We start from the raw sequence: 23470 nt of genomic DNA on the forward strand, positions 1-23470 counted from the left end.
CCACCCTTCCTCGTGTTTCTCTCATCCTAGACGCGCACCCTGCACGTGGACTGGGCGCGCGGCGCGGATTGCGGCCTCGAGCCGGGTCAGGCTCCGAGAACCCGTTCGAGATAGCGGTTCGTGAAGCGCCGCTCGGGATCCAGGCGGTCGCGGAGCGCGACGAAGTCGTCGAATCGAGGGTAGCGCTCGCGCAGCGCCTGGTCCGTCAACGTGTGTAGCTTGCCCCAGTGCGGCCGTCCGCCGAACTCGAGCATGATCTCCTCGACCGCGTTGAAGTACTCCGTGGGGTCGGCGCGCCAATACCGGTGCACGGCTATGTAGGCGCTCGGCCGCCCGTGCGCCGTCGACAGCCACAGGTCGTCGCCCGCCGCGAAGCGCACCTCGATCGGGAACTCGATCCGCCACCCGCGCTGAGCGATGAGGGCGCGGACCGCCTGGAACGCCGGCACGACGTTCTCGGCCGGGAGCGCGTACTCCATCTCGCGGAAACGCACGGTGCGGCTCTGGATGAGCACCCGATGCGACAGCTCGGTGTACTCACGGTCCCCGGTGAGCTTGACCGCCAACCTGCTGAACGGCGGAGTCACCGCAGGCACCACCTGCCCCGCAGCGCACACGACGCGGTAGACCCCGTTGGAGAGGAGCGTCTCATCGATCCACCTGCCCACGACCGGGAGCGGCTTGCGCACCGTCGACTCCGGCAGTCGCGTCTGACGCTTCGTCAGCGCCACCTCGGTGTGCGGGAACCAGTAGAACTCGAAGTGGTCCCACGAGGCCACGCGCTCCTCGAGTGTGGCGAGCACGTCGTCGAGGGGCGCCGGCTCGTCGATGGCGTGCATCACGAACGCCGGCGCGCATTGCAGCGTCACCTCGACGATGATGCCGAGCGCGCCGAGCCCGAGCGCGACGGCGGGCAGCAGCTCGCTCTCGTGTTCATCGTCGATGCGGAGGAAATCTCCGGCGGCCGTGACCATGGTGATGCCGACGACCTGGGTCGCCAGGCCGCCGAACCGGGCACCGGAGCCATGGGTTCCGGTCGAGATCGCTCCCGCGATGGACTGGCGATCGATGTCGCCCAGATTCTCCATGGCGAGCCCATAGGGGGCGAGTAGTCCGGGGATGCGGTGCAGACGGGTTCCTGCGAGGAGGGTGACGCGGCCGCTGGCTGCATCCGCCGATACGAGTCCCTGCAGGTCATCCAGCTCCAGCAGGACGCCGGGTGCGACGGCGATGCCGGTGAAGCTGTGCCCCGCTCCGACAGCCTTCACGCTGAGACCGTGCTTGACCGCAGCGATCACCGCGCGCTGCACGCCTTCGGGGCTGCGCGGACGCTCCACGCGCACGGGGCGCACCGAGGCCGAGCGGCCCCAGTTCTGCCAGGAGCCGCCGATTCTCGTCACAGGAAAGCCTTTCCCTCGCCGCGGTACGTGGGAAGCTCCTCGATGACCTGCTCCCCCGACACCAGGTGATAGCGCTCGATGCGCTCCGCGGGCTCGCCGCTCTTCGCATGCCGGAACCAGACCCGGTCCCCCACGCCCAACGACGTGGCGGCAGGACCCTGCAACGGCGTCTGCACCTCACCGGCGGCCTCGCGCCCGAGTGTGCGGAGTCCCTCCGGCCACACCGGACGGGGCTGACGGGAGGCGAGAGCGGGACCGGAAGCTATCCACCCTCCACCCAGCACGGTGGCGATGTCGGCGGCCGGTCGGCGCACCACATCGAACGCGAAGGCCGAGGCAGGAGCGGGGCGGAACGAGCGGTACCCGTCGAACAGGTGGCCACCGAGCAGCCCGCTCCCGGCACTCGCCTCGGTGAGTGATTCGTCGCTCCCCGTGAACTCGAGCGAGCCGGTGCCCCCTCCGTTGAGGATCTCCAGCGGAGCGATCGCACCGACGGCGGCCACGATGGCTGCCCGTCGCTCCCGCAGCTCGTTCCTCGAACGTGCCTGCACCATGCGGATCAGCGGCGCGTCGGCACCGGCATCATCGCCCTGACCGGCGATCTGCGCGTCGTACATCTGAAGTCCGACGAGCCGGAAGCCGGGACGGGCGACGACCTTGCGGGCGAAGCCCGCGACCTCGCCGGGCGTGAAGAGCGCCGAGCGGCGCACGCCGATGTGGCCGAGGAGGGAAGAGCGCCAGGACGCATCGACATCGATCGCGACCCGGATCTCGGGGCGCGAGGCGGGACCTGCGACACTGTCGATCAAGTCGAGGTGGACGAGATCGTCGACCATCAGCGTGATGCGCTGCGCCGCCTGCTCGTCGGAGAAGAGCCGTTCCAGACCCGCACGATCCACCGTCGGATAGCCGAGCATGATGTCATCGTGCGTCTCAGCCAGCCACAGCGCCTCCTCGAGCGTGAACGCGAGGATCCCGCGGAATCCGGGGAGCTTCAGCACGGCATCGAGCACGGCCCGCACCCGCACCGATTTCGAGGCGACACGGATGGGGAGCCCGCCCGCGCGCACCAGCAGGTCCATCGCGTTGTAGCGGAGCGCCTCACGATCGATCACCCCGACCGGCGCCGGCAGGTGTCCGGTCGCGGCGGAGAGGCGTGGCCAGTATCGGGCCGGATCTTCCCACTCGGGGGCGATCGCGGGCGCACCCTGGACGGGGCTCAGTTCGTCGATGAGGTCGAGCACTCCCCCACCCTAAGGCCTCCTCATACTCCGGATCACCCCTTGCGGCACCGGGTCGCAGCCACCGCACGGCGATAGGCTGACGACGCGGCCCCCGTAGCCCAATGGCAGAGGCAGGCGACTTAAAATCGCTTCAGTCTGGGTTCGAGTCCCAGCGGGGGCACTCCGCTTCTCAGTTCTCGCCGTCGGCAACCGCCCTCCGCTCTCCCGCAGCCTCACGCACCCGGCGAGCGACCAGGACGATGAGGGCGATCACGATGGCCGTGTAGACGGCGTAGTCGAGGTACCCGAGGTACTGCTCCAACTGCTCGTGCTGCGTGCCGAGCGCCGCACCGACACCGAGGAGCAGAGCGTTCCACGCGCCACTGCCGACGATCGTGTAGATGCTGAAGGTGGCGAGATTCATGCGCGATGCCCCGGCGGGGATGGAGATGAGACTGCGAACGCCCGGGACCATCCGGCCCACCAGCACCGTCCAGCCGCCGCTGCGCGTGAACCAGTCGGCTCCCCGCTCCAGGTCGGAGCGGCTCACCAACCGGGTCGCCGCCAGCAGCCGCACCGCCCGTTGCATGCCGATCGCCGCGCCGAGTCCATACAGCAGCAGAGCTCCCAGCCAGGAGGCCAGCGTGCTCCAGAAGATGAGCCATCCCAGGTTCAGCTCCCCGCTCTGGCTGAGGTATCCGGCGAACGGCAGGATCACCTCGCTTGGGATCGGCGGGATCAGCACCTCGAGGAAGACGAGCACCCCGACCCCGACGTCGCCGAGGGAGGTGAGCACGTCGGCCGCGAATCCGGTCAGACCGGTGAAGCCGTGTTCGGCGTCGGTTGCGAAGAACATCCGAGCTCAGCGTCCGAACAGATCGCCGATGCCCGGGATGCCCAGGTCGCCGAGCCGCTCGCCCCATCCCGTGGCCGTCTCGCCCAGTCCGGACGCCGCCTCGCCTGCGGAACCCATGAGGTCGCCGGCCCCGCCGGCGATCGACTCGACATCGATTCCGGCGGCGAGCGACTCGACGTCGACGCCCTCGGCCAGCGCGCCGAAGTCGACGCCGATGTTCGCGGCCTGCTCCAGAAGCGGACCGGCCACCGTGCTGAGCACCGCACCACCGGCGACCACGCCGAGCAGTCCCACCGCCGCACCGCCTGCGGCGACCGCAGCACCACCGGCACCCGCGCCGCGCACGCGCGACAGGAGTCCGCGCATCCGCCCCGGCTTCATGGCCTCCGCACGCCCGGCCGCGCGAGCGAGATCATCGGGAGATGAAGACCTCGGACGCTCCCCCGGTTCGAGCTCCTGCCGCATCCGCGCCTCGACGAGCGTGCGCTGCTCGGGAGTCAGACGGGCGAATGCCTCGCGGTGGATCTGCTCGACACGCTGCGGGTCGGCCGTCTGCAGCAGGTAATCGTAGCGGGCGATGGCCGCTCTATCGGCGTCGGTTGCCGCAGGGGATGTACGCGCGGATCCGGCGACCGGTGGTGCGTAACGATCCCGCGGAGGGGTCGAACCGGCCCTGACGCTCGGAGCACCGGGTGCCGGCGGCGCATAGGGATCCGCACCCGCGGTCCGTGCGCTCTGGTCTGCGCGAGGGGTTCCTTCCGCGGGACCGCGGACCGCGTCCACGGCTCCGCGGAGCATCCCGCCCCAGTCCGTCGAGCGGGACCCGCCCGCCGAATGGTCGGTGCGTCCGGAACCGGCATTCTTCTCGAGCGCGTCGGATGCCATTCCGATCAGTCGGGAGAGCTTTCCCATGGGTGTCCCTTTCGTGGTGCGGGCCACCGGGGATTCCCACGTCGAAGCGACGGCAGGGGTTTCTCGGCACCCCGCTATGCGGGTGCCAAGGTCTCCTCCACCCTCACGGGCCAGCGGGCCGGAGCACGATCTCGTGCTCGTAATGACGACGACGCTGCAGACGGGAGTACTCCCCTTGCTGCCCTCACGCTACCGACCGCACCTGTGCTTCGCCTCGGAGCCGCCCCGAAGAAACGAAGATCGGCCCCGGCGCAGAGCGCGCGGGGCCGATCTCAATCTGATTCGAGGGTCTGCTACTTCGCTGCAGCCTCGGCCGGCTCAGGAGCCTTCTCGGCGGCAGGCTTCTTCGCCGCAGGCTTCTTCGCGGCCGGCTTCTTCGCGGCCGGCTTCTTCTCGGCGGTCGTCTCCGATGCCGCCGGAGCAGCCTTCGCGGCCGGAGCAGCCTTCGCCGCCGGAGCAGCATCTGCCACGGGCGCCGCGGGAGCTGCCGGACGCGGACGCGCGGCGAACTCCTCGAAGACGTAGCGCGGGTTCTGCACCGTCTCGAGGTTCACCAGGTCGCGACCCAGCCACAGGTTGTTCCACCAGCCCCAGATGACGCGGAATTTGCGCTCCCACGTCGGCATCGCGAGACCGTGGTAGCCGCGGTGCGCGACCCAGGCCACGAAGCCCTTGAGGGCGATCTTGCCGGACTGGAAGACGCCGTTGTACAGGCCGAGACCCGCCACCGCGCCCATGTTCTTGTGGAAGTAGTCCTTGGGGTTCTCGCCCCGGAGCACGGCGACGAGGTTCTTCGCGAGAAGCTTCGCCTGACGCACCGCGTGCTGAGCGTTCGGCACGCAGAAGCCGCCGACGCCGCCACCCGAGAGGTCGGGGACGGCCGACACATCGCCCGCAGCCCAGGCACCCTCGACGAAGGCCTCGGGCGTTCCGACGCGCAGGTCGGCACGGGTCTGGATGCGACCGCGCTCCTCGACCGGGAGGTCGCCGCCACGAACCACGGTCGGGTTCGCCATGACACCGGCGGTCCACACGATGACGTCGGTCGGGATGACCTCGCCCGTGGAGAGCTCGACGTTGCCGTCGACCGCGCTCGTCAGCTGCGTGTCGAGGTGCACGTTGGCACCGCGCTTGGCGAGGTCCTTGAGCACCCACTCGCTGGTCTGCAGCGAGACCTCGGGCATGATGCGTCCCATCGCCTCGATGAGGTGGAAGTGCGTGTCTTCGAAGCTGATCTGCGGGTACTTGCCCACCAGCGCGGAAGCCAGCGAACGCAGCTCGGCGAACACCTCGATACCGGCGAACCCGCCGCCGACGACGACGACGGTCAGCAGACGGTCGCGCTCGGGTCCGGCGGGGAGCGAGGCGGCCTTGTCGAAGTTCGACATGACCTTGTCGCGGATCGCGACGGCTTCCTCGATGGTCTTCAGCCCGATCGCGTTGTCGGCGATGCCCGGGATCGGGAAGGTGCGGGAGACGGCTCCCGCGGTGACGACGATCTGGTCGTACGCGAACTCGTACGGCTCGCCGACGGGCGGCGTGATCGTCGCGACCTTCTGCGCGTGGTTGATGTTCGTCACCTTGGCGGTGAGGACGTGGGTGCGCTTGAGGTGACGGCGGTGGGCGACGACCGAATGACGTGCCTCGATCGAGCCGGCGGCCACCTCGGGCAGGAACGGCTGGTACGTCATGTACGGCAGCGGGTCGACCATGGTCACGTCGGCCTCACCCTTGCGGAGGTGCTTCTCGAGCTTCCACGCGGTGTAGAAGCCTGCGTACCCTCCGCCGACGATCAGAATCTTGGGCACAGTGCTGTTCTGAGGCACAGAAGAACTACTCCTCGGAGTCGGGGATTTGGCGTACGGAAACGCGCGCCGATCGGATGCGCCGGGCAGCTGCGGTGACGCCAAGCGCTACCAGGATACCAGGCACGGTGAGCGCGATGAGCGGCAGGGTACCGTAGCGCAGCGAATCGGCGCTGGGAAGCAACGGTGAAGCCGCCTCGCTCGGCGCATCGGCCGCGGGAAGAGGGGGCACGGCCACCGGCGTCATCGACGGCACGGGCTGCGGTTCCGACTCCGCGCGACGGAAGTAGCGCACCCATTCCGCCAGGTCGCCCATGGGGTTCGCGCTCACCGGGGGGATATTGGCGGAGATCGCCGCGGCGGCATCCACCAGCCCGTAGCCGTAGAGCGGATCCTGTGGCTTGATGGCGTCCGGGACCGGTATCGCCGTCTTGATGATGCGGTTGATGACGTCGATCGCCTTGATGTCGGGATGCGCAGAGCGGATCAGCGCGGCGACCCCCGCGACGATGGGCGCCGCGCCGCTCGTCCCTCGCCACCGCTCGACCTTGCCGTCGGCGGAGACTCCGATCAGGCCCTCGCTCGGAGCGGATATCCCGATCGTGATGCCCTGGGTGGAAGCCTCGACGCTCGCCGTGCCGGTCTGGTCCACGCCGCCCACCGTGAGCACGCCGGGGATGGTCGCCGGTGCGCCGATGATGTTCGTGCCACTCCCCCGGTTGCCCGCGGCGACGACGACCACGACGTCGTGCTCGAACGCATAGAGGAACGCGTCGTCCCAGCTCTCGTCCCAGTCGAGCGTGTTCGTCGTGAACGAGAGGTTGATGATGTCGGCACCGTTGTCGACCGCCCAGCGCATGCCCTTCGCCACCTGCTCCGTGAACGGCACGGCGGCGGCCGCGCCGAAGCCGACCGAGATGGAGAGGAGGTTGGCCTCCGGCGCGACTCCGATCATGCCGGTCCCATCGGCGGCGCCGCGTCCGGCGGCGAGCGAAGCCACCCAGGAGCCATGATTTCCGTCGATCGCGCCGAGCGGCGTCCGTCCATCCGGCGTGCCCGCACCGGAGACGTCCGTGCCGCCGACCACGGCATCGCCGAACACCTCGGGCACCTTGCCGATGCCGGTGTCGATCACGGCGATCGTCACACCCTTGCCGCGGGTCGTCTGCCATGCCTCGCGGATCCGCGCCCCGTCGAGCCAATACTCCGATGCGCGGGTCGGATCGGACGGATCGTCCGGGATCGGGGGCGGCGTCGCGGTGGCGCCGAGGAGCAGCACAGACGCCGCGACCACCATCATGGCGGCGGCGCTGCGCAGCGTCCGACGGGCTGTCATGCCGGTGACGCCGCCGCTTCGCGCTGCGCGGCGCCGGGGTCTTCGCACCGGCACACGTCGGGCGACCAGGACGACCGCGCCAGCGCGGCATCACCGATGGGGTTCACTCTCGGACCGGCAGCGAGCGCATGCCCCGCGAGTGCATGCAGGCACTTCACACGCGTCGGCATCCCTCCGGCCGAGATGCCGTCGATCTCGGACACCTCCCCGAACTGCGCGCGGTCGGCGAGGTAGGCCTCATGCGCGGCGAGGTAGGCGGCGGCGACATCTTCATCGTCGGCCAGGAGCGCTGCGAGCTCCGGCATCACCTGGTTGGCCTCGAGGGTCGACATCGCGGCCGTGGCAGCCGGGTGCGTCAGGTAGTAGAACGTGGGGAACGGTGTGCCGTCCGGGAGGCGCGGCGTCGTCGCGACCACCGTGGGGTTGCCGCAGGCGCAGCGAGCGGCGATGCCCACCACACCCCGGGCGGGACGACCGAGCTGGGCCGAGACGACGGCGAGCTCGGCGGGCGTGGGAGCGGGGAACGGCGGCGTGGTCACCCCACCAGCGTAGGGGAGCCGACCGAGAGGATGCTCGGAGCGGACGCTCAGGGAGCGGTCGTCGCCGTGTCGCTGAGTCCCGTCGCGACCAGGGTGCGCAGCAGCTGCGGCATCCAGTCCGACGGCTTCTCCTCGAGTGTGTCGCTCACGGGCGCCTGCTCACGCGGAAGCACGGACGGATCGAGGTCGTTGTCGATCAGATAGACGACCTCGCCCGGCTTGACGTAGTACAGGCGCTCGCGCGCCTGAGTGGTGATGTAGGCGGGGTCGTTCCATCGCTCGCGCTCGGCGATCAGCGCCGTGATCTCGTCTTCGCTCACCTGCACCGATGCCTCGAGCGCCGCGATCTTCTGACGCTGGTCGATGAACGTGCCGAGCGTGGGCACGAGGACCCAGGCCCCCAGCACCACGAGCGAGAGCATGATGACCGAAAACGCCGAGAGGCGGATGCCGGAGGCCCACTCGCGCACATCCACACGTGCCGCGTCGCCGCGGTTCCTCCCCGCGGCCCTGGGCGCGGGGGCGGCAACAGCGGACGCCTTCGACCCGCCGCGCCCCTTTCCGGTCGCCTTCGGGTTCGGAGACGACGAAGGAGGAGCCGGTCGTCGTGCCACGGCCCCTCCTTCGTCATACCGCTTCAGCGGCTTCCTGCGCCGCGGGCGACGGCTTTCTCGGCCGCCGCTCGCGCGGCTTCTTCGTGTGTCAGCTGTTCTCAGGCCTGCGAACGCGGGAACGCGGAACGACCGGCGAAGACCGCGGCGTCGCCGAGCTCCTCCTCGATGCGCAGCAGCTGGTTGTACTTCGCGACGCGCTCGCTGCGAGCGGGCGCACCCGCCTTGATCTGACCGGAGTTCGTCGCGACGACGAGGTCGGCGATGGTGGTGTCCTCGGTCTCACCCGAGCGGTGCGACAGCATCGCCGTGTAGCCGGAGCGCTGCGCCAGGCTGACCGCATCGAACGTCTCGGTGAGCGTGCCGATCTGGTTGACCTTGACGAGCAGCGAGTTGGCGACGCCGCGCTTGATGCCGTCGGCGAGACGCTGCGGGTTGGTGACGAACAGGTCGTCGCCGACCAGCTGGACCTTGGAGCCCAGAGCGTCGGTGAGGTGCTTCCAGTTGTCCCAGTCGTCCTCGGCGAGAGCGTCCTCGATCGTGACGATCGGGAAGTCGTTGACGAGGCCCACGTAGTACTCGGTGAGCGCGGCCGCGTCCCAGTCCTTGTTGTCGAGGCGGTAGACGCCGTCCTTGAAGAACTCGGTCGCCGCGACGTCGAGGCCGAGGGCGATGTCGGTGCCGGGGGTGAAGCCGGCCTTCTCGATCGCCTTCACCAGGAAGTCCAGACCCTCGCGGTTGCTGGGCAGGTCGGGGGCGAAGCCGCCCTCGTCGCCGAGACCGGTCGCGTAGCCCGCGGCCTTCAGCTCCGCGCGCAGCACGTGGTAGGTCTCGACGCCCCAGCGGAGCGCCTCGGAGTAGGTCTCCGCGCCGACCGGCGCGAGGAAGAACTCCTGCATGTCGATGCCGTTGTCGGCGTGCTCGCCGCCGTTGATGACGTTGAAGAGCGGAACGGGCAGCACGTGCGCGTTCGGGCCACCCAGGTAGCGGAACAGCGGGAGGTCAGCGGAGTCTGCGGCCGCCTTGGCGACGGCGAGGCTCACGCCGAGGATGGCGTTGGCGCCGACGCGCTTCTTGTTCTCGGTGCCGTCGACCTCGATGAGGATCTCGTCGACGATGCGCTGCTCGCTCGCCTCGACACCTTCGATCGCAGGTCCCAGCTCGTCGATGATGGCCTCGACGGCCTTGAGGACGCCCTTGCCGCCGTAGCGGCTCTTGTCGCCGTCGCGGAGCTCGTACGCCTCGAACGCACCGGTGGATGCACCGGACGGGACGGCCGCCCGCTGCACGATGCCGTCGTCGAGGAGGACCTCCACCTCGACGGTCGGGTTTCCGCGCGAGTCGAGAATCTCGCGTGCGCCTACAGCCTCGATCAGTGCCACTGATGTGCTCCTTGCTCAGGGGGAAAACGTGGTGTGGAGCGTCGTCGATCCGCGCCCAGTCTAGCCCGGCCGTGCGCCCCGATCAGGGACTCGTCCGACCGCCGCGCACGGAGCGGGCTCAGACCACGACGGCGATCGCGAAGCCGTCCCAGCCCTTCGCCCCGACCGTCTGCAGCGCCGTGGCGTCGAAGCGCGGGTCCTCCCCCAGCATCCGCAGACCGTCACGGGTGCCGATCACCTTCGAGTCGGTGCTGTCGTCGCGGACGATCTCGCCTTCGCGCCCGATGTTGTCCAGCACGACGACCGTGCCCGAGTGACCGAGTCGCGCGGCCCAGTCGAGATAGACGGTGTTGGACTCCTTGTCGGCGTCGATGAACACCAGATCGAACCCGCCGACCAGAGTCGGCAGCACCTCGGCGCCCCTGCCGATGCGGATGTCGACCCGGTCGCCGACACCGGCGGCATCGATGCTGGCCCGTGCGACGGCGGCGTTCTCAGCCTCCGCCTCGATCGTCACGATGCGGCCTTCGGAACCGACGGCGCGGGCGAGCCAGATCGTCGAATAGCCGCCGAGGGTGCCGATCTCGAGCACCCTTCGCGCACCGCTGATGCGGACGAGCAGGTTCAGCAGCTTGCCGGCGACGGGAGCGACCTCGATCTCGGGCAGCCCCGCCTCTCGCTGCGCGACGAGAGCCGATTCCAGTTCGGCGTCGGGCCCGACGAGCGTGTCGGCGAGGTACGAATCGGCCTGCGACCAGGCGGCGGGGGTGGAGTCCATGACCTCAGCCAACCGCCGGCTGTGGCCTCCGTCAACCCCGCGGCGGCGAGAGCAGACGACCGGGCGCGTCGGCGAGCTCCGGCTGCTTCCGGAACTGGCCGGTCAGCACGAGCACCAGGACGACCACCGCGATGACGATCCATGCCGCCACGCCGAGAGGTCCGGCGAGCGCCATGTCGGGCTGCGTGGCCGCGAACAGGACGATGAGCCCTGCGGCGGCGTTCAGCGATCCGTGCGCGATCACCGCCGGCCAGACGGATGCCGAGCGCAGGCGCAGCCAGCCGAGCAGGATGCCCCACGCGACGCAGCCGCCGACCATGAACAGGACTCCCGTGATGTCGGTGCGCCCGAAGTTGTAGCCGAGCAGGATGATCGGGCTGTGCCACAGGCCCCAGATCGCGCCGCTGAGGATCAGGGCGGGCCAGGTGCCGAGCGGTCGCAGGGCCGGCACCAGCCAGCCTCGCCATCCGAGCTCCTCCCCGAAGGCGAAGAAGCTGTTGAGCAGCGCCCCGAGCGGAACCATCGCGATCTGCGCGAACACGACGATCTCGACCGGCGGCACCGGAACACCATCGGGCAGCGACTTCGCGAGCTCAGCCGCGAAGCCGGCGAACGTCAGATCGAGCTGCACGAACCCGAGCGCTGCGGACACGAGGATCGTGAGCGCCACCAGGACCGGCGGGACGAGCCATGCGGCGACCATAAGCCAGACCACGCGCTTGGCGGGCCGTAGCGGCCAGAGGCCCAGGAAGCGTGCACGCTGTCCCCGCGCGGGCACGCGCATCGCGAAGGTGACGACCAGTACCGCGATGGCCGGAGTGAACATCATGACCGGGAGGAGGAAGACGGACATCGGCTCGGCGAGACCGTCTCCGAGCCACAGTGGCAGTGCCACCAGCCAGGCCAGCGCGCAGGCGACGACCACGAAGACGATGATGGCGGGCCACTCGACTCTTCGAGGCGTGGGGGTGGGTGAGTCCATGCTGTTCACGCTTCCTTCCTCGTGACGGCGGCGAGCGCCGCCGCCGCTGTCTGTGCGTCGTCGACCGTGACGACGAACCGCCGTCCACCGACCCGCGTCACTTCGAGCGCTTCACCTCGCCGCAGGACCACGCCGTACCGTCCGTCGAGGCCGTAGCGCAGCCCCCATCCCCCGAACTCGGCGAAGGGATCGACGTCGATCGCGCGTACCGACGCGATATCGGCGGACGGGATCTCGATCCTCGGCCAGCCCGCCAACGACCGCACGAGCAGTCCGGCGGGCCCGATGCGCACGCGGAACGCGAAGGTGGTGACGAGCGCGGCGATCAGGATCCCGCACGAGGCGAGCATGATGACCGCGGTCATCACTCCGCCCGCTCCCGTCGCGATCATGACGGCGGCGAGCGCACAGGCGAGCAGCACCGCGCCGCCGAGCACAGCCGACGCGACACCGGCGATCGCTGCGGTGCCGATCCACACGAGGCGTTCCGTGGCGGAGGTCGGGAGGGGCTCCGCCGGGCTCTCGGACCCGCTCGTGTCCGGCAGGGGCGTGGACGGCTGCAGGAACCACCCGATCGCCACGCCGGCGGCCATGAGCAGGAACCCGATCAGCACCTCGAAGCCGATGTCGGGTGTGTCGGCGGCATCCGCGAGACCGCGTTGCGCGTCGACACCGACCAGGGTGAGGAAGGAGATGATGGCCGCGAGACCGAGGTTCATCGCGCCGAGGAACCTCGCCGTGATCGACCACTGCGGGCGCTCGGCTTCTGCGGAGGGAACCGGCTGCCCGTTCTGCGGGAGTCGGTGCGCGAACCACGCGAGGAGCGCGAACCCGATGACCATCACCGCGATGCCGCCGAGGATGGCGAGGTAGGTCCAGCCGGGCCCGAAGCCGTTCACGCAGTCCTCCGACCAGTGGATCGCCGCAGGCTCCGGGATCTCGGGGAGCCAGAACGCGACGATGACCGCCGACACCGCCAGGATCGTGAGCGGAATGATCACCCCCACCCAGAGGAAAGCGGTGCGGGCACGGCGGACGGCGGGGGTCATACGGTGATCTCCTTCACGAGAGCGGCGAGTGTGGCCGGCGCGACGCCGAGCTCGGCGGCGCGCGACACCAGATCATGCAGATCCTTCGTCAGGTCGACGAGCGGACCGACGGAAGCCGAGACCACTGCACCACGACCACGTCGCAGGTCGATCAGGCCCTCCGCGCGCAGCTGCTGGTAAGCGTGCAGGACGGTGTGCAGGTTGATCTCGAGGGTCTCGGCGACTTCGCGCGCCGAGGGAAGTCGGTCTCCCGGCGCCAGTCTGCCGGCGATGATGTCAGCACGCACGGAGGCCGCGACCTGCTCGTAGAGCGGCACCCCGCTCGCCATGTCGACCCTGATCAGCATCCGACCTCCGTCTTGTTCGCGTTATTCTACTCGAACTAGAACAACTGTGGCTACCCTCCAGACGTCTTCGTCGTCCTCGCCCGCGTCCCCCACACTGGCGGGATGCGCATCACTCCCCGCCGCCTCGCCCTCGGCATGAGCCTGTGGATCCCGAACCTCTTCAGCGGCATCCGCATCCGTCGCTTCAGCGAGGACTGGACCCACGCCACCGTCGAGCTGCACGTGAACGTCTTCACCCGCAACTACGTCAAGACCGCGTTCGGCGGGTCCATGTCCGCGATGACCGACCCGTACTTCTTCATGCTCGTCATGCATCAGCTCGGGCGCGACCATGTGGTGTGGGACACCCGCGGCGAGATCGAGTTCCTCAAGCCCGGCCGCGGCGTACTGACGGCCGAGTTCGAGGTGTCGAAGGAGAAGGCCGAGGAGATCCGCGAGCGCGCCCGGGGTGGGGCGAAAGTGCTCGAATGGTTCGAGACGACCATCACGGACCGCGAGGGCGATGTCGTCGCGAAGGTGCGCCGCGAGGTGTACATCCGGGAGAAGAAGCGGGTCACGGCGTCCCGAGGGTGAACCGCGTCACCCGCCGTTCACCGCGGGCTGTCACCATGGACGGATGCCCCTCGCTCGCCGTCTGACGCTCGGAGACGCCGTCGCCATCGGTCTCGGCTCCATGATCGGCGCCGGCGTGTTCGCCGTGTGGGCTCCGGCGATCGGGGCCGCCGGAAGCGGCATCCTCATCGCCCTCGCGATCGCCGCCGTCGTCGCATACGGCAACGCCACCGCATCGGCGCAGCTCGCGGCCGCGCATCCCGTCGCGGGCGGCACGTATGCGTATGCCCGCGCCGAGATCGGACCCTGGTGGGGATTCGTCGCCGGCTGGAGCTTCGTGATCGGCAAGATCGCGAGCTGCGCCGCCATGGCGATGACCTTCGCCGCCTATGCCGCCCCCGCCGGATGGCAGGTGCCGGTCGCCGTGGTCGCCGTCGCCGCGCTGGCGGTCGTGAACTGCTTCGGCGTGACCAGGACCGCGCTGCTCACCCGCATCCTGGTCGTGTGCTCGCTCCTCGGGATCGCCGTCGCGGTCGGCTTCGGTCTCGGCGCCGCACCGACCGCCACCCCCGGTCCGCTGCCCGACGCCACCGCCTACGGCGTGCTGCAGGGTGCCGGGCTGCTGTTCTTCGCGTTCGCCGGCTACGCGCGCATCGCGACCATGGGCGAGGAGGTGGTCGACCCGTCGAAGACGATTCCGCGCGCGATCGTCCTCGCACTGGGTGGAGCCGTCGTCGTCTACACGCTCGTCTGCGTCGCGGTCGTCCTGGTCCTCGGCGGGGATGCGATCAGATCGATGGCGCCTCTGGTCGACCTGCTCGACGCGGCGGGCGCTTCCGCGTGGGCCCCGGTCATCCGTGTGGCTGCAGCGGCCGCCTCACTCGGCGCGCTGCTGGCACTGCTGACCGGGATCGGCCGGACGACCCTCGCCATGGCACGGGAGAGCGACGTCCCGAGATTCCTCGCGAAGATCGACGAGCGCCACCACGTGCCGCAGCGCGCCGAGATCATGATCGCCGTCATCGTGATCGCCATCGTGCTCGTCGCCGATCTTCGCGGGGCGATCGGCTTCTCGTCCTTCGGTGTGCTGCTGTACTACTTCATCGCCAATGCGGCGGCCTTCCGGCAGACAGGATCGGCACGCCGCTACCCCCGCGCACTGCAGGTCATCGGCGCGCTGGGCTGCCTCGTGCTGGTGGCGACCCTTCCCGTCCTGGCCTCCACCATCGGAGCAGGAGTGGTCCTGCTCGGCGTGGGATACCGGATGCTGCGACTCCGACTCGCGCGCGTCTGAGGTCAGCGGCTCGACTCGGAGCGGTATGCGCGCGGCGCGATACCGAGGACGGCATGGAAGTCCCTCGTCAGATGGGCGTGATCCGCGTATCCGAGCTCGGCGGCGATCGACGCGAGGTCGATGTCCGGGTGCTCCCGCACGCGCACAGCTGCCTCCTGCAGGCGCCGTCGCCGGATCATCGCGGCGGGCGAGAGCCCGACGTGGCGATGGGTCATCCGCTGCAGGGTTCGCACCGACACCGCGAGGCGCGTGGCCGCCTCTTCGGGAGTGAGCGCGGCATCGTCGCCCATCAGCACATCCATGAGCGCGTTGGCCTGACGCGCGGGATCCCCGACCGGTCCGACCCGTTCCCCGAGCCACCGGGCGAAGATCGCGACCGCCTGCTCGCGGTGCCCGTCTCCGGAACCCATCGCCGCCACCACGGCACTGTGCAGCTCCGCGACATTCGCCGTCGGCCCACCCAGGACTCGCTCGCCGTCGACCAGTGCGGTGGGGTCATCGACCAGGGCGGCGACAGCGGCAGGGCGCAGCAGGGCGCCCACCGCCCAGCCTCTCCCCCGGAGATCACGGTGGGACACCCGCGTCGTGGCGCCCGACAGCATCACGGCATCCGCATCGACGACGAGGTTGAGCGCCGGATAGGCGACGATCTCCTGGCGCGAAGAACGGCCGGGCTCGATGTCCCACTCCGGAATCCAGAACCAGGCGACCAGCTCTGTCACCGCGGCCGGCGCGGGAAGGCGGTGGAACTCGGGCAGGCGGGCGGGGTACAGCACGCCACGGGTCGGGTTCACCATGCGCCCAGCGTAGGCTCCCGCCCCGACATCGGGAGGTTGTCGCGGATGTTCAAGTCGCGGGCCGTGCCCCCGGCCTAACGTGGCGGCATGAGCAACGACATCCCCACGACAGACGCCCCCACGACCGGTGCCACCGGGACGTACACGACCGACGGGCGCCCGAACAGCGCGACCTCGCTCACGCCGTTCCTGGCGATCCCCGACGCGAAGAAAGCGATCGAGTTCTACCGCGACGTCTTCGGCGCCAGAGTCATCGACGTGACCGAGTTCGGCGGCGTGGTCGCCCATGCCGACCTCGACTTCGGACTCGGCATCCTGCAGCTCGGCGAGCCAAACCCGGAGTACCACCTCGTCCGCTCGCCCGAGGGCGACGACGACTGCTACTCGATGGGCCTCTACGTCTCAGACGTCGATTCGGTCGTGGCGAAAGCCGTCGAGGCCGGAGCTACGGTGCGCGAAGCACCGGCGCCGTTCGTCTCGGGCGACCGGTTCGCGAGCATCCGCGACCCGTTCGGCGTGCGCTGGTCGGTGATGACCCGTGTCGATGACATCTCCGACGAGGAGAGCAGCCGCCGGGTGGCCGAGTGGGCCGCGTCCTTCAGCGCGGCCCCGAGCGACGGCGCGAACTGAGCGCCACCTCCGCCGCACGGCACACGGCAGGCAGCAGGGCCTCGGCGGTGCGCCGGTAACCCAGAGCGCTCGGGTGGAAGCGGTCGAGACTGAACATCTCCTCCGGCTCGTCGAAGAACATCGGGCCGACCGCGCGGCGCAGGTCGACCGGCTCGGCGCCCGCCCGTCGCGCCGTCTCGTCCTGGATCACGGCGAGACGGCGCGACAGGCTCGACGCGATCCGACGGAGCGGCTGCGGAACCGCACGCAGTGCACCGAGGTCGGGACAGGTGCCGACGACGACCTCGGCACCGCTCGTGCGCAGCCTCCGGATGGCCTCGTGCAGATGCTGCGCAGACAGCGCCACCGGCAGACGGTGCGTCACGTCGTTGCCGCCCACGACGATCACCGCCACGTGCGGACGGTAGTCGGCGGGGAGCGCGTCGAGCTGCGCGGGAAGGTCGGGTGACTCCGAGCCCACGACCGCAGCGGTGCGCAGCCGCACCGGTAGATGCATCCGCCGGCCCACGCTCTTCGCGAGCCGACCGCCGAGCGTCTCCTTGCGGCGCTCCGCCCCGAGACCCGCGGCGATCGAGTCGCCCAACACCAGCAGATCGAGGGGCTCGCCGTCGAGCGCTCGACGCCACACCCGGTCGGCGTCGAGGGACTCCTCCCCCAGCGGCTTCCCGATCCGCTTCCGCGCGATGGCGGCCTGCTGCACGAGGGTGAAACGCGCACCGCTCAGCACCGCCGCGAGGGCCAGCGTCACGACGGCGAGGGTGCGGAAGCGGCTCACACCCCGATTCCACCGCGCCGGCGTGAACGCGGCGTGAACGGCCTGGGGCTGCTGCCGCCCGGCCGGCCAGGCGCACATGTCGGGAGTTCGCACGGATGTCGGACGGAACCTCGGCGATTCTCCCGACAACCGTGCATTCTCCCGACAGTTGAGCGCGGGAAGCGGGAGAGCGGGCGCGACAAGCTCGCGTCAGGAGAGCGGCTTGACCTCGAGGTCGTCGGCACCCGCGGACACGGTCGCGAAGGCCGTGTAGCCGTCGGCCGCCGAGCGCTCGAGCAGCGCCTTGACGTTCTTCGTGCGTCGCTCGAGTCGAACCCGGGCACCGCCGGCGATGAGCGCGGCCTTGTGGCGGACGAGCTCGTGCACCGGCACGTCGGCATCGTGGATCAGCACGACCGCCTCGGCCGCAGCATCCACCTCATCGGCGATCAGATCGACCAGACGCTCGAAGCCCAGCGAGAACCCGACCGCGGGCACCTGCTGCCCGAGGAAGCGACCGATCATGCCGTCGTACCGCCCGCCGCCGCCGAGCGAGTATGCGACAGACGGGTGCGCGAGCTCGAAGATCGTGCCGGTGTAATACCCCATGCCGCGCACGAGGAACGGGTCGAAGACGAGCGGGATGTCGGACTGACCACGCCCCGCGGCGACGGCCTCGCCGATGCCGACCAGGTGCTCGATCAGTTCGGCCGGGGCGCCGTCGGGCAGCGCCTTGCGGATCTGACGCTCCCCGAACGGGTTGTACTCCATCGTCTGCGGCCGACGCAGGAAAGCGTCGAAGGCGTCGGCGGCAGCGGTCGAGGCACTGCGCTCATGCAGCTCGGCGGCGACTCCCTCCGGACCGATCTTGTCGAGCTTGTCGATCGTGATGAGCACGCCGGGACGCTCCTCGGCGGTGAACCCGAAGGAGTCCAGCATCCAGTCCAGAACGCGTCGGTCGTTGATCCGCACGGTCGCGCCCTCGAGACCCAGGGCGTCGACCGCGTCGAGCGAGGCGACCATCAGCTCGGCCTCGGCACGAGACGAGTCGTCTCCCATGATGTCGATGTCGCACTGCACGAACTGCCGGTAGCGTCCCTTCTGCGGGCGCTCCGCACGCCAGACCGGACCGATCTGGATCGAGCGGAAGACGGTGGGCAGCTGACCGCGGTTGCTCGCGTAGAAACGGGCGAGCGGCACGGTGAGGTCGTAGCGGAGGCCGAGGTCCGAGAGCGCGGCGGGGTCGTCGGCCGCCGCACGGATCGCGTCGGCGTCGAGTCCGCGCCGCAGGATGTTGTACGAGAGCTTCTCGTTGTCTCCGCCGATCCCGGCATGCAGGCGTTCGTAGTCCTCGACCACGGGAGTCTCGATCTCGTCGAATCCGTGCGCGAGGTAGCGCTCGCGGATGACGGAGAGCACGCGCTCACGGCGGGCCTTGTCGGCGGGGAGGATGTCGCGCATGCCGCGCGGCGGGTTCACAGTAGCCACGCGTCCATCTTCCCAGGTCGGGCACCCCGGCCGTGCGTCAGGAGCCGGCTTCGGCCGCCCGGACGTCGTCTTCGAGCGCGCGGAGCCGTTCGCGCAGTGCACGTTCCGCGTCCCAGCCCTCGGCGCGCGCGGTCGCCACGAGCGCGAGCAGTGCCTCACCGAGGTCGGCTTCGGATGCCGGGGACACTGCCGTCGAAACCGGCGCGACCGTCACACCGACACCGGCTGCGCGACCGACGAGCTTCTGGGCGAGCGCGAGTGCCGGCATCCCCCGCGGCACGCCGTCGAGCACGCTGCGGCGGGTCCGCTTCTCCGCGGCCTTCGCCGCGTTCCAGTGCACCAGCACCTGCTCGGGCGTCTCGGCCACCTCTCCCGCGAAGACGTGCGGATGCCGGCGCATCATCTTCTCGGTCAGGGTGCGCGCCACGTCGTCGATGTCGAACGGGTCCTCCGGATCCTGCGCCGCGATCGCCGCGTGGAACAGCACCTGCCACAGCAGGTCTCCGAGCTCTTCGCGGAGGTCGTCGCGGGTGCCGGACTCGACGGCGTCGATCACCTCGTGCGACTCCTCGATCAGATACGGCACGAGGTCGCGGTGCGTGATCTGCTGCGACCACACGCAGCGGTCGCGGACCGCGTGCATGGTGTCGGCGGCGGTGCGGAGCGGGTCTTCCCCGTCAGCACGGGACTCAGACTCGGGCTGCGAGTTCACGCGACCTCCTTCGGTCGGTCCGGATCCGGCTCCGCGCTCACGACGAGGCGGATGCGACCCGACGGTACCAGCGTGCCCGCAGCGACACGATGAACCCGGAGAGGACGAGCGCGATCAGCGAGCCCACGAGCACACCGAGGATCGCCTGGTCGCGGATGCCGCCGTCGCTCGCGAAGGCGAGGTTGGCCAGGAGGAGCGAGACCGTGAAGCCGATACCGCCGAGCGCACCGGCCGCGAGGATGTCGGCGAACGGCAACGCAGGATCTGCGCCCTTCGGACGGATGCGCATCGCGATCCAGCCGAACAGCGAGATGCCGATGATCTTGCCGACGGGCAGCGCCACCACGATCGCCCAGAACGCGGGTGACAGCTGCGTGATCGACACCGCGGGGATCACGACGAACGCCGCGACGAAGGCGAAGACGGGGAGGATCACGCCGTTCACGGTCGGCTCCAGCGCGTGCCGCGTGCGGCCCGCGGGGACCGGCGACATGACGAGCCCGAGCAGCACCCCGGCGATCGTCGCATGGATGCCGGAGGAGGCGACGAGACCCCAGGTGATGACACCCACCACGACCATGGCGACCGCGATGAGCGGGTGCCCCTTCGCGTGCAGGACACGGCTGAGCGCCCAGAACACGGCGACACCCACGACCGCGAGGCCCAGCAGCAACCACTGCACGTCGTCGGCGAAGAGCACCGCGATGAAGATGATGCCGATGATGTCGTCGAGGATCGCCAGGGCGAGGAGGAATACCCGAACGCGCGAGGGCAGCCCCTTGCCGAACATCGCCAGCACCCCGAGAGCGAAGGCGATGTCGGTCGCCGTCGGGATCGGCCAGCCCGACGACGTGGAGCTGTCACCGCCGGCGATCAGCAGATACACCGCGATCGGGACGAGCACCCCGCCGCCCGCGGCGATCGCCGGCTGCACGGCCTTGCGCGGCGAATCGAGCTCGCCGTGCGTGAGTTCGTGACGCAGCTCGATCGCGACGACGAGGAAGAAGATCGCGAGGAGGCCGTCGGACACCCAATGCGAGATCGACAGATCGAGCGCGGTGCCCGGCACCGCGATGTGGAAGTCGAGGAAAGCCGCCAACCCGTCGTGCGTCGGCAGGTTCGCGAGCAGCAGGCCGAGGCCGGCGGCGACGAGAAGAAGGACGGCGGGGAACTGCTGACCGCGGAGGGGGTTCGCTGAGATGCGCATCCCCTCCATCGTAGGTCGCCGGGATATCGCCGCGCCCGCGGTCTCGCTGCGTCGCTCCGGCGCCGGGCGTCATGCGTGCAGGACACCCCCACCGCCCGGGATACTCTCGAAGGGTGACCCCCGCACACTCTTTCTCCGAGCCCACGAACACCGAGGCGATCCGTGTGATCGGCCGATTCGAAGCCAGTAGCGGCACGCCGGATGCGATGCGCACCGATGTCAGGATGCTCGGGCAGCTGCTCGGGCAGGTGCTGCGCGAAGCCGGCGGCGACGATCTCTTCGAAGACGTCGAGCGTCTGCGACTCGCCACGATCCAGGCGTATGACCAGGAGACACCCGACGCGTTCGAGCGTGCCGCGGCGATCGCCGAGTCGTTCACGATCGCCAGGGCCGACGAGGTCGCCCGGGCCTTCACCTGCTATTTCCACCTCGTGAACCTGGCCGAGGAACACCAGCGCGTTCGCGTGCTGCGTGAGCGCGCCGGACAGCCGGGACGGGAGGATGCCGCCGACACCGTCGCGACCGCCTATGCCCGCCTGCGCAGCGAGGTCGGCGACGAAGAAGCCCGCCGCCGCCTGGACGGCCTCCGCTTCCACCCGGTCTTCACCGCGCACCCGACCGAGGCCCGCCGCCGCGCCGTCTCCTCGAGCATCCGCCGCCTGTCCGAACTGCTGACCCAGCACGATGCGGCGAGCGCGGGTGGCTCCGAGGAGCACCGCGCCCGCCGTCGGATGCTGGAGGAGATCGACACGCTCTGGCGCACCGCGCCGCTGCGGTCGCAGAAGCCTTCCCCGACGGACGAGGTCCGCACCGTGATGGGCGTGTTCGACGAGACGCTCTTCACGACCGTGCCCCACGTGTACCGCCGCATCGACGACGCTCTGCGTGGCGAGGACTCCGGATCCAGCGCCCCTGTGGTGCCCGCGTTCGTGCGCATCGGCTCCTGGGTCGGCGGCGACCGCGACGGCAACCCGTTCGTCACGGCCTCCGTGACGCGTGAGGCCTCGCAGATCGCGGCCGACCACGTCCTGCGCGGCCTCGAGCGCGCGCTCGACCGCATCGGCCGGACCCTCACGCTGTCCGCCGACGACACCCCGCCGAACGCCGAGGTCGTCGCCCTATGGGACCGTTTCGCCGCGGCAGAGCCGGAACTCGCCGCCGAACTCGCGGCCCGCTCCCCCGATGAGCCCCACCGCCGCGTGCTGCTCGTCCTGTCCCGACGGGTCGCCGCGACTCGCCACGGCGACTCGACCCAGGATTACTCGCGTCCTGAGGAACTTCTCGCGGACCTGCGGGCCGTGCAGTCCTCGCTCGCGGAGGCCGGCGCGAAGCGTCATGCCTTCGGCGGCGTGCAGCACCTGATCTGGCAGGTCGAGACCTACGGCTTCCACCTCACCGAGCTCGAGGTGCGTCAGCACTCGCAGGTGCATGCGAAAGCCCTGGCGGAGCTCGACGCGGGCGAGGCCATCAGCGCCCAGACCGAGGAGGTGCTGGAGGTGTTCCGCGCGATCGCGGACATCCAGCGCGACCGCGGCCTGCGGGCGGCCGGACGCTACGTCGTCTCGTTCACCCAGGCCGCCTCCGACCTCGCCAACGTGCACCGTCTCGCCCGGTACGCACTCGGTGACGACGCACCGGTGCTCGACGTGGTGCCGCTGTTCGAGACGTTCGCCGACCTTCAGGCAGCGCCCGGAATCCTGGCCGAGGCCGTGACCTTCCCGGAGTTCCGCGAGCGCATGGCCGCCACCGGCAACCGCCTCGAGGTCATGCTCGGATACTCGGACTCGTCGAAGGATGTCGGCCCCGTCGCCGCGAACCTCGCCCTGTACGAGGCGCAGGAGAAGATCGCGCGCTGGGCGCAGGAGTCCGAGATCGAGCTGACGCTCTTCCATGGTCGCGGTGGCGCCCTCGGGCGCGGCGGCGGCCCCGCCAACTCGGCGATCCTCGCGCAGCCGCCGCACTCGGTCGACGGTCGATTCAAGCTCACCGAGCAGGGTGAGGTCATCTTCGCGCGCTATGGCGAGCCGGCCATCGCGATGCGGCACATCGACCAGGTCGCCGCCGCCACGCTGCTCGCGTCGTCCCCCACCGAGGAGGAGCGCACCAGTCGCGCGGCCGAGCGCTACGCGGAGGTCGCCTCGGTCATGGACGCCGCCTCCCGCGAGCGCTTCTTCTCGCTCGTGAAGGCCGATGGATTCGCGCCCTGGTTCGCCACGGTCACCCCGATGGAGGAGATCGGGCTGCTCGCGCTCGGCTCCCGCCCGGCGCGCCGCGGACTGTCCGTCGAGTCGCTCGAGGATCTGCGGGCCATCCCGTGGGTGTTCGCGTGGACGCAGGCGCGCATCAACCTCGCCGGCTGGTTCGGTCTCGGCACCGCCCTGGACGCCGTCGGCGATGAGGAGCTGCTCGTCGAGGCGTACCGCGAGTGGCCGCTGCTTCGCACCATGATCGACAACGTCGCGATGAGCCTCGCCAAGACGGACGAGCGCATCGCGCGGCAGTACCTGGCACTGGGCGACCGCGATGATCTGGCACAGCTCGTCCTCGACGAACTCGCGATCACGCGGCGCTGGGTGATCCGGCTCACCGGCGGCGAGCGCCTGCTGGAGAACAAGCCGGTTCTGCAGCGGGCTGTGCAGCTGCGCAGCCCCTACGTCGACGCTCTCTCGCTGCTGCAGCTGCGCGCGCTGCGGGCGCTGCGCTCGGCGAGCGACGAGCCCACCGGCTCGGGCGCCGATGCCGAACAGCAGCGTCTGCTCCTGCTCTCGGTCAGCGGCGTCGCCGCCGGCCTTCAGAACACCGGGTGACCGAGATAC

22 protein-coding genes and 1 tRNA gene are annotated in these 23470 nt (G+C 70.0%); 5 read left to right on the plus strand and 18 right to left on the minus strand.

Annotation, left to right across the window (positions count from 1 at the left end; genetic code table 11):
* Nucleotides 1-86: 86 nt before the first annotated feature.
* Nucleotides 87-1400 (minus strand): D-arabinono-1,4-lactone oxidase, encoded by a 1314-nt coding sequence (locus tag GZ67_RS0114975; protein ID WP_029262977.1) that lies wholly within the window; start codon nt 1398-1400, stop codon nt 87-89.
* The gene (locus GZ67_RS0114980; protein ID WP_029262978.1) at nt 1397-2644 is read right to left on the minus strand and encodes an alanine racemase; all 1248 of its coding nucleotides are present in this window, start codon (nt 2642-2644) and stop codon (nt 1397-1399) included. Before GZ67_RS0114980 ends, GZ67_RS0114975 begins: the two co-directional genes overlap by 4 nt.
* Nucleotides 2645-2731: 87 nt before the next feature.
* Between GZ67_RS0114980 and GZ67_RS0114985 the strand changes: the two genes are divergently transcribed.
* Nucleotides 2732-2804: transfer RNA gene (locus GZ67_RS0114985), tRNA-Leu, on the plus strand.
* A 9-nt stretch (nt 2805-2813) separates the two neighbouring features.
* Here the strand turns inward: GZ67_RS0114985 and GZ67_RS0114990 are convergent.
* The 11 genes from GZ67_RS0114990 to GZ67_RS0115040 form a co-directional block, all read right to left on the minus strand.
* Nucleotides 2814-3479: a DedA family protein gene (locus GZ67_RS0114990; RefSeq protein ID WP_029262979.1), complete on the minus strand. Its 666-nt coding sequence runs from the start codon at nt 3477-3479 to the stop codon at nt 2814-2816.
* Nucleotides 3480-3485: 6 nt separating this feature from the next.
* Entirely contained in the window at nt 3486-4391 is a 906-nt protein-coding gene (locus GZ67_RS0114995; RefSeq protein ID WP_029262980.1) for a hypothetical protein, read from the minus strand.
* 293 nt (nt 4392-4684) lie between these two features.
* Entirely contained in the window at nt 4685-6199 is a 1515-nt protein-coding gene (locus tag GZ67_RS0115000) for an NAD(P)/FAD-dependent oxidoreductase (protein WP_029262981.1), read from the minus strand.
* A 25-nt stretch (nt 6200-6224) separates the two neighbouring features.
* Entirely contained in the window at nt 6225-7532 is a 1308-nt protein-coding gene (locus GZ67_RS0115005; protein WP_029262982.1) for a S8 family serine peptidase, read from the minus strand.
* A complete protein-coding gene (locus GZ67_RS0115010) occupies nt 7529-8071 on the minus strand; it encodes a DUF501 domain-containing protein (RefSeq protein ID WP_029262983.1) in 543 nt (180 codons plus the stop codon). Before GZ67_RS0115010 ends, GZ67_RS0115005 begins: the two co-directional genes overlap by 4 nt.
* Nucleotides 8072-8118: 47 nt before the next feature.
* Nucleotides 8119-8685 carry an FtsB family cell division protein gene (locus GZ67_RS0115015; RefSeq protein WP_197021062.1) on the minus strand — a complete coding sequence of 189 codons (567 nt, stop codon included), beginning with the start codon at nt 8683-8685 and terminating at the stop codon, nt 8119-8121.
* A 98-nt stretch (nt 8686-8783) separates the two neighbouring features.
* A complete protein-coding gene (gene eno, locus GZ67_RS0115020; RefSeq protein ID WP_029262985.1) occupies nt 8784-10064 on the minus strand; it encodes a phosphopyruvate hydratase in 1281 nt (426 codons plus the stop codon).
* Nucleotides 10065-10182: 118 nt separating this feature from the next.
* Nucleotides 10183-10842 (minus strand): O-methyltransferase, encoded by a 660-nt coding sequence (locus GZ67_RS0115025; RefSeq protein ID WP_029262986.1) that lies wholly within the window; start codon nt 10840-10842, stop codon nt 10183-10185.
* Nucleotides 10843-10873: 31 nt separating this feature from the next.
* The gene (locus tag GZ67_RS0115030) at nt 10874-11824 is read right to left on the minus strand and encodes a CPBP family intramembrane glutamic endopeptidase (RefSeq protein ID WP_029262987.1); all 951 of its coding nucleotides are present in this window, start codon (nt 11822-11824) and stop codon (nt 10874-10876) included.
* Nucleotides 11825-11829: 5 nt separating this feature from the next.
* Nucleotides 11830-12873, minus strand: coding sequence for a hypothetical protein (locus GZ67_RS19865; RefSeq protein ID WP_036303815.1), 1044 nt, complete (start codon nt 12871-12873; stop codon nt 11830-11832).
* Nucleotides 12870-13220, minus strand: coding sequence for a GntR family transcriptional regulator (locus GZ67_RS0115040; RefSeq protein WP_029262989.1), 351 nt, complete (start codon nt 13218-13220; stop codon nt 12870-12872). The genes GZ67_RS19865 and GZ67_RS0115040 overlap by 4 nt, the downstream gene beginning before the upstream one ends.
* Nucleotides 13221-13322: 102 nt before the next feature.
* Here GZ67_RS0115040 and GZ67_RS0115045 point away from each other — a divergent pair, with 102 nt between their 5' ends.
* Nucleotides 13323-13793: a PaaI family thioesterase gene (locus tag GZ67_RS0115045; protein ID WP_029262990.1), complete on the plus strand. Its 471-nt coding sequence runs from the start codon at nt 13323-13325 to the stop codon at nt 13791-13793.
* Between the two features lie 43 nt (nt 13794-13836).
* Entirely contained in the window at nt 13837-15066 is a 1230-nt protein-coding gene (locus tag GZ67_RS0115050) for an APC family permease (RefSeq protein WP_029262991.1), read from the plus strand.
* A gap of 2 nt (nt 15067-15068) precedes the next feature.
* On the opposite strand, the gene GZ67_RS0115055 is transcribed toward GZ67_RS0115050, so the two are convergent.
* Nucleotides 15069-15863, minus strand: a complete 795-nt coding sequence (locus GZ67_RS0115055; protein ID WP_029262992.1) for an AraC family transcriptional regulator — start codon at nt 15861-15863, stop codon at nt 15069-15071.
* An 87-nt stretch (nt 15864-15950) separates the two neighbouring features.
* Here GZ67_RS0115055 and GZ67_RS0115060 point away from each other — a divergent pair, with 87 nt between their 5' ends.
* Nucleotides 15951-16493 (plus strand): VOC family protein, encoded by a 543-nt coding sequence (locus GZ67_RS0115060; protein WP_029262993.1) that lies wholly within the window; start codon nt 15951-15953, stop codon nt 16491-16493.
* Here the strand turns inward: GZ67_RS0115060 and GZ67_RS0115065 are convergent.
* The 4 genes from GZ67_RS0115065 to nhaA all read right to left on the minus strand — a co-directional run bounded on the left by GZ67_RS0115065 (nt 16462) and on the right by nhaA (nt 20654).
* A complete protein-coding gene (locus GZ67_RS0115065; protein WP_029262994.1) occupies nt 16462-17268 on the minus strand; it encodes an SGNH/GDSL hydrolase family protein in 807 nt (268 codons plus the stop codon). The two genes, GZ67_RS0115060 and GZ67_RS0115065, sit on opposite strands and share 32 nt — an antisense overlap.
* Before the next feature lie 189 nt (nt 17269-17457).
* Complete coding sequence (gene hisS, locus GZ67_RS0115070) at nt 17458-18708, minus strand: histidine--tRNA ligase (protein WP_029262995.1); 1251 nt, start codon at nt 18706-18708, stop codon at nt 17458-17460.
* Nucleotides 18709-18772: 64 nt separating this feature from the next.
* On the minus strand, nt 18773-19378 hold the full coding sequence (locus tag GZ67_RS0115075) for a MazG family protein (protein WP_231481821.1): 606 nt from the start codon (nt 19376-19378) through the stop codon (nt 18773-18775).
* A gap of 106 nt (nt 19379-19484) precedes the next feature.
* Complete coding sequence (gene nhaA / locus GZ67_RS0115080) at nt 19485-20654, minus strand: Na+/H+ antiporter NhaA (protein WP_029262997.1); 1170 nt, start codon at nt 20652-20654, stop codon at nt 19485-19487.
* Between the two features lie 113 nt (nt 20655-20767).
* On the opposite strand from nhaA, the gene GZ67_RS0115085 reads away from it, so the two are divergent.
* A complete protein-coding gene (locus GZ67_RS0115085) occupies nt 20768-23461 on the plus strand; it encodes a phosphoenolpyruvate carboxylase (protein WP_029262998.1) in 2694 nt (897 codons plus the stop codon).
* The last annotated feature ends 9 nt before the right edge of the window (nt 23462-23470 follow it).

The organism is Microbacterium sp. Cr-K20, from assembly GCF_000708325.1.
Lineage (GTDB): Bacteria > Actinomycetota > Actinomycetes > Actinomycetales > Microbacteriaceae > Microbacterium.

Bases quoted from the DNA above. Each gene is read 5' to 3' on its own strand.
- hisS (WP_029262995.1), bottom strand. From the start codon at position 18,708: ATGCGCGACATCCTCCCCGCCGACAAGGCCCGCCGTGAGCGCGTGCTC.
- GZ67_RS0115060 (WP_029262993.1), top strand. From the start codon at position 15,951: ATGAGCAACGACATCCCCACGACAGACGCCCCCACGACCGGTGCCACC.
- GZ67_RS0115025 (WP_029262986.1), bottom strand. From the start codon at position 10,842: ATGGACTCCACCCCCGCCGCCTGGTCGCAGGCCGATTCGTACCTCGCC.
- GZ67_RS0115055 (WP_029262992.1), bottom strand. From the start codon at position 15,863: ATGGTGAACCCGACCCGTGGCGTGCTGTACCCCGCCCGCCTGCCCGAG.
- GZ67_RS0115005 (WP_029262982.1), bottom strand. From the start codon at position 7,532: ATGACAGCCCGTCGGACGCTGCGCAGCGCCGCCGCCATGATGGTGGTC.
- GZ67_RS0114990 (WP_029262979.1), bottom strand. From the start codon at position 3,479: ATGTTCTTCGCAACCGACGCCGAACACGGCTTCACCGGTCTGACCGGA.
- GZ67_RS19865 (WP_036303815.1), bottom strand. From the start codon at position 12,873: ATGACCCCCGCCGTCCGCCGTGCCCGCACCGCTTTCCTCTGGGTGGGG.
- GZ67_RS0114995 (WP_029262980.1), bottom strand. From the start codon at position 4,391: ATGGGAAAGCTCTCCCGACTGATCGGAATGGCATCCGACGCGCTCGAG.
- GZ67_RS0115040 (WP_029262989.1), bottom strand. From the start codon at position 13,220: ATGCTGATCAGGGTCGACATGGCGAGCGGGGTGCCGCTCTACGAGCAG.
- GZ67_RS0115075 (WP_231481821.1), bottom strand. From the start codon at position 19,378: ATGCACGCGGTCCGCGACCGCTGCGTGTGGTCGCAGCAGATCACGCAC.
- GZ67_RS0115045 (WP_029262990.1), top strand. From the start codon at position 13,323: ATGCGCATCACTCCCCGCCGCCTCGCCCTCGGCATGAGCCTGTGGATC.
- nhaA (WP_029262997.1), bottom strand. From the start codon at position 20,654: ATGCGCATCTCAGCGAACCCCCTCCGCGGTCAGCAGTTCCCCGCCGTC.
- GZ67_RS0115030 (WP_029262987.1), bottom strand. From the start codon at position 11,824: ATGGACTCACCCACCCCCACGCCTCGAAGAGTCGAGTGGCCCGCCATC.
- GZ67_RS0115050 (WP_029262991.1), top strand. From the start codon at position 13,837: ATGCCCCTCGCTCGCCGTCTGACGCTCGGAGACGCCGTCGCCATCGGT.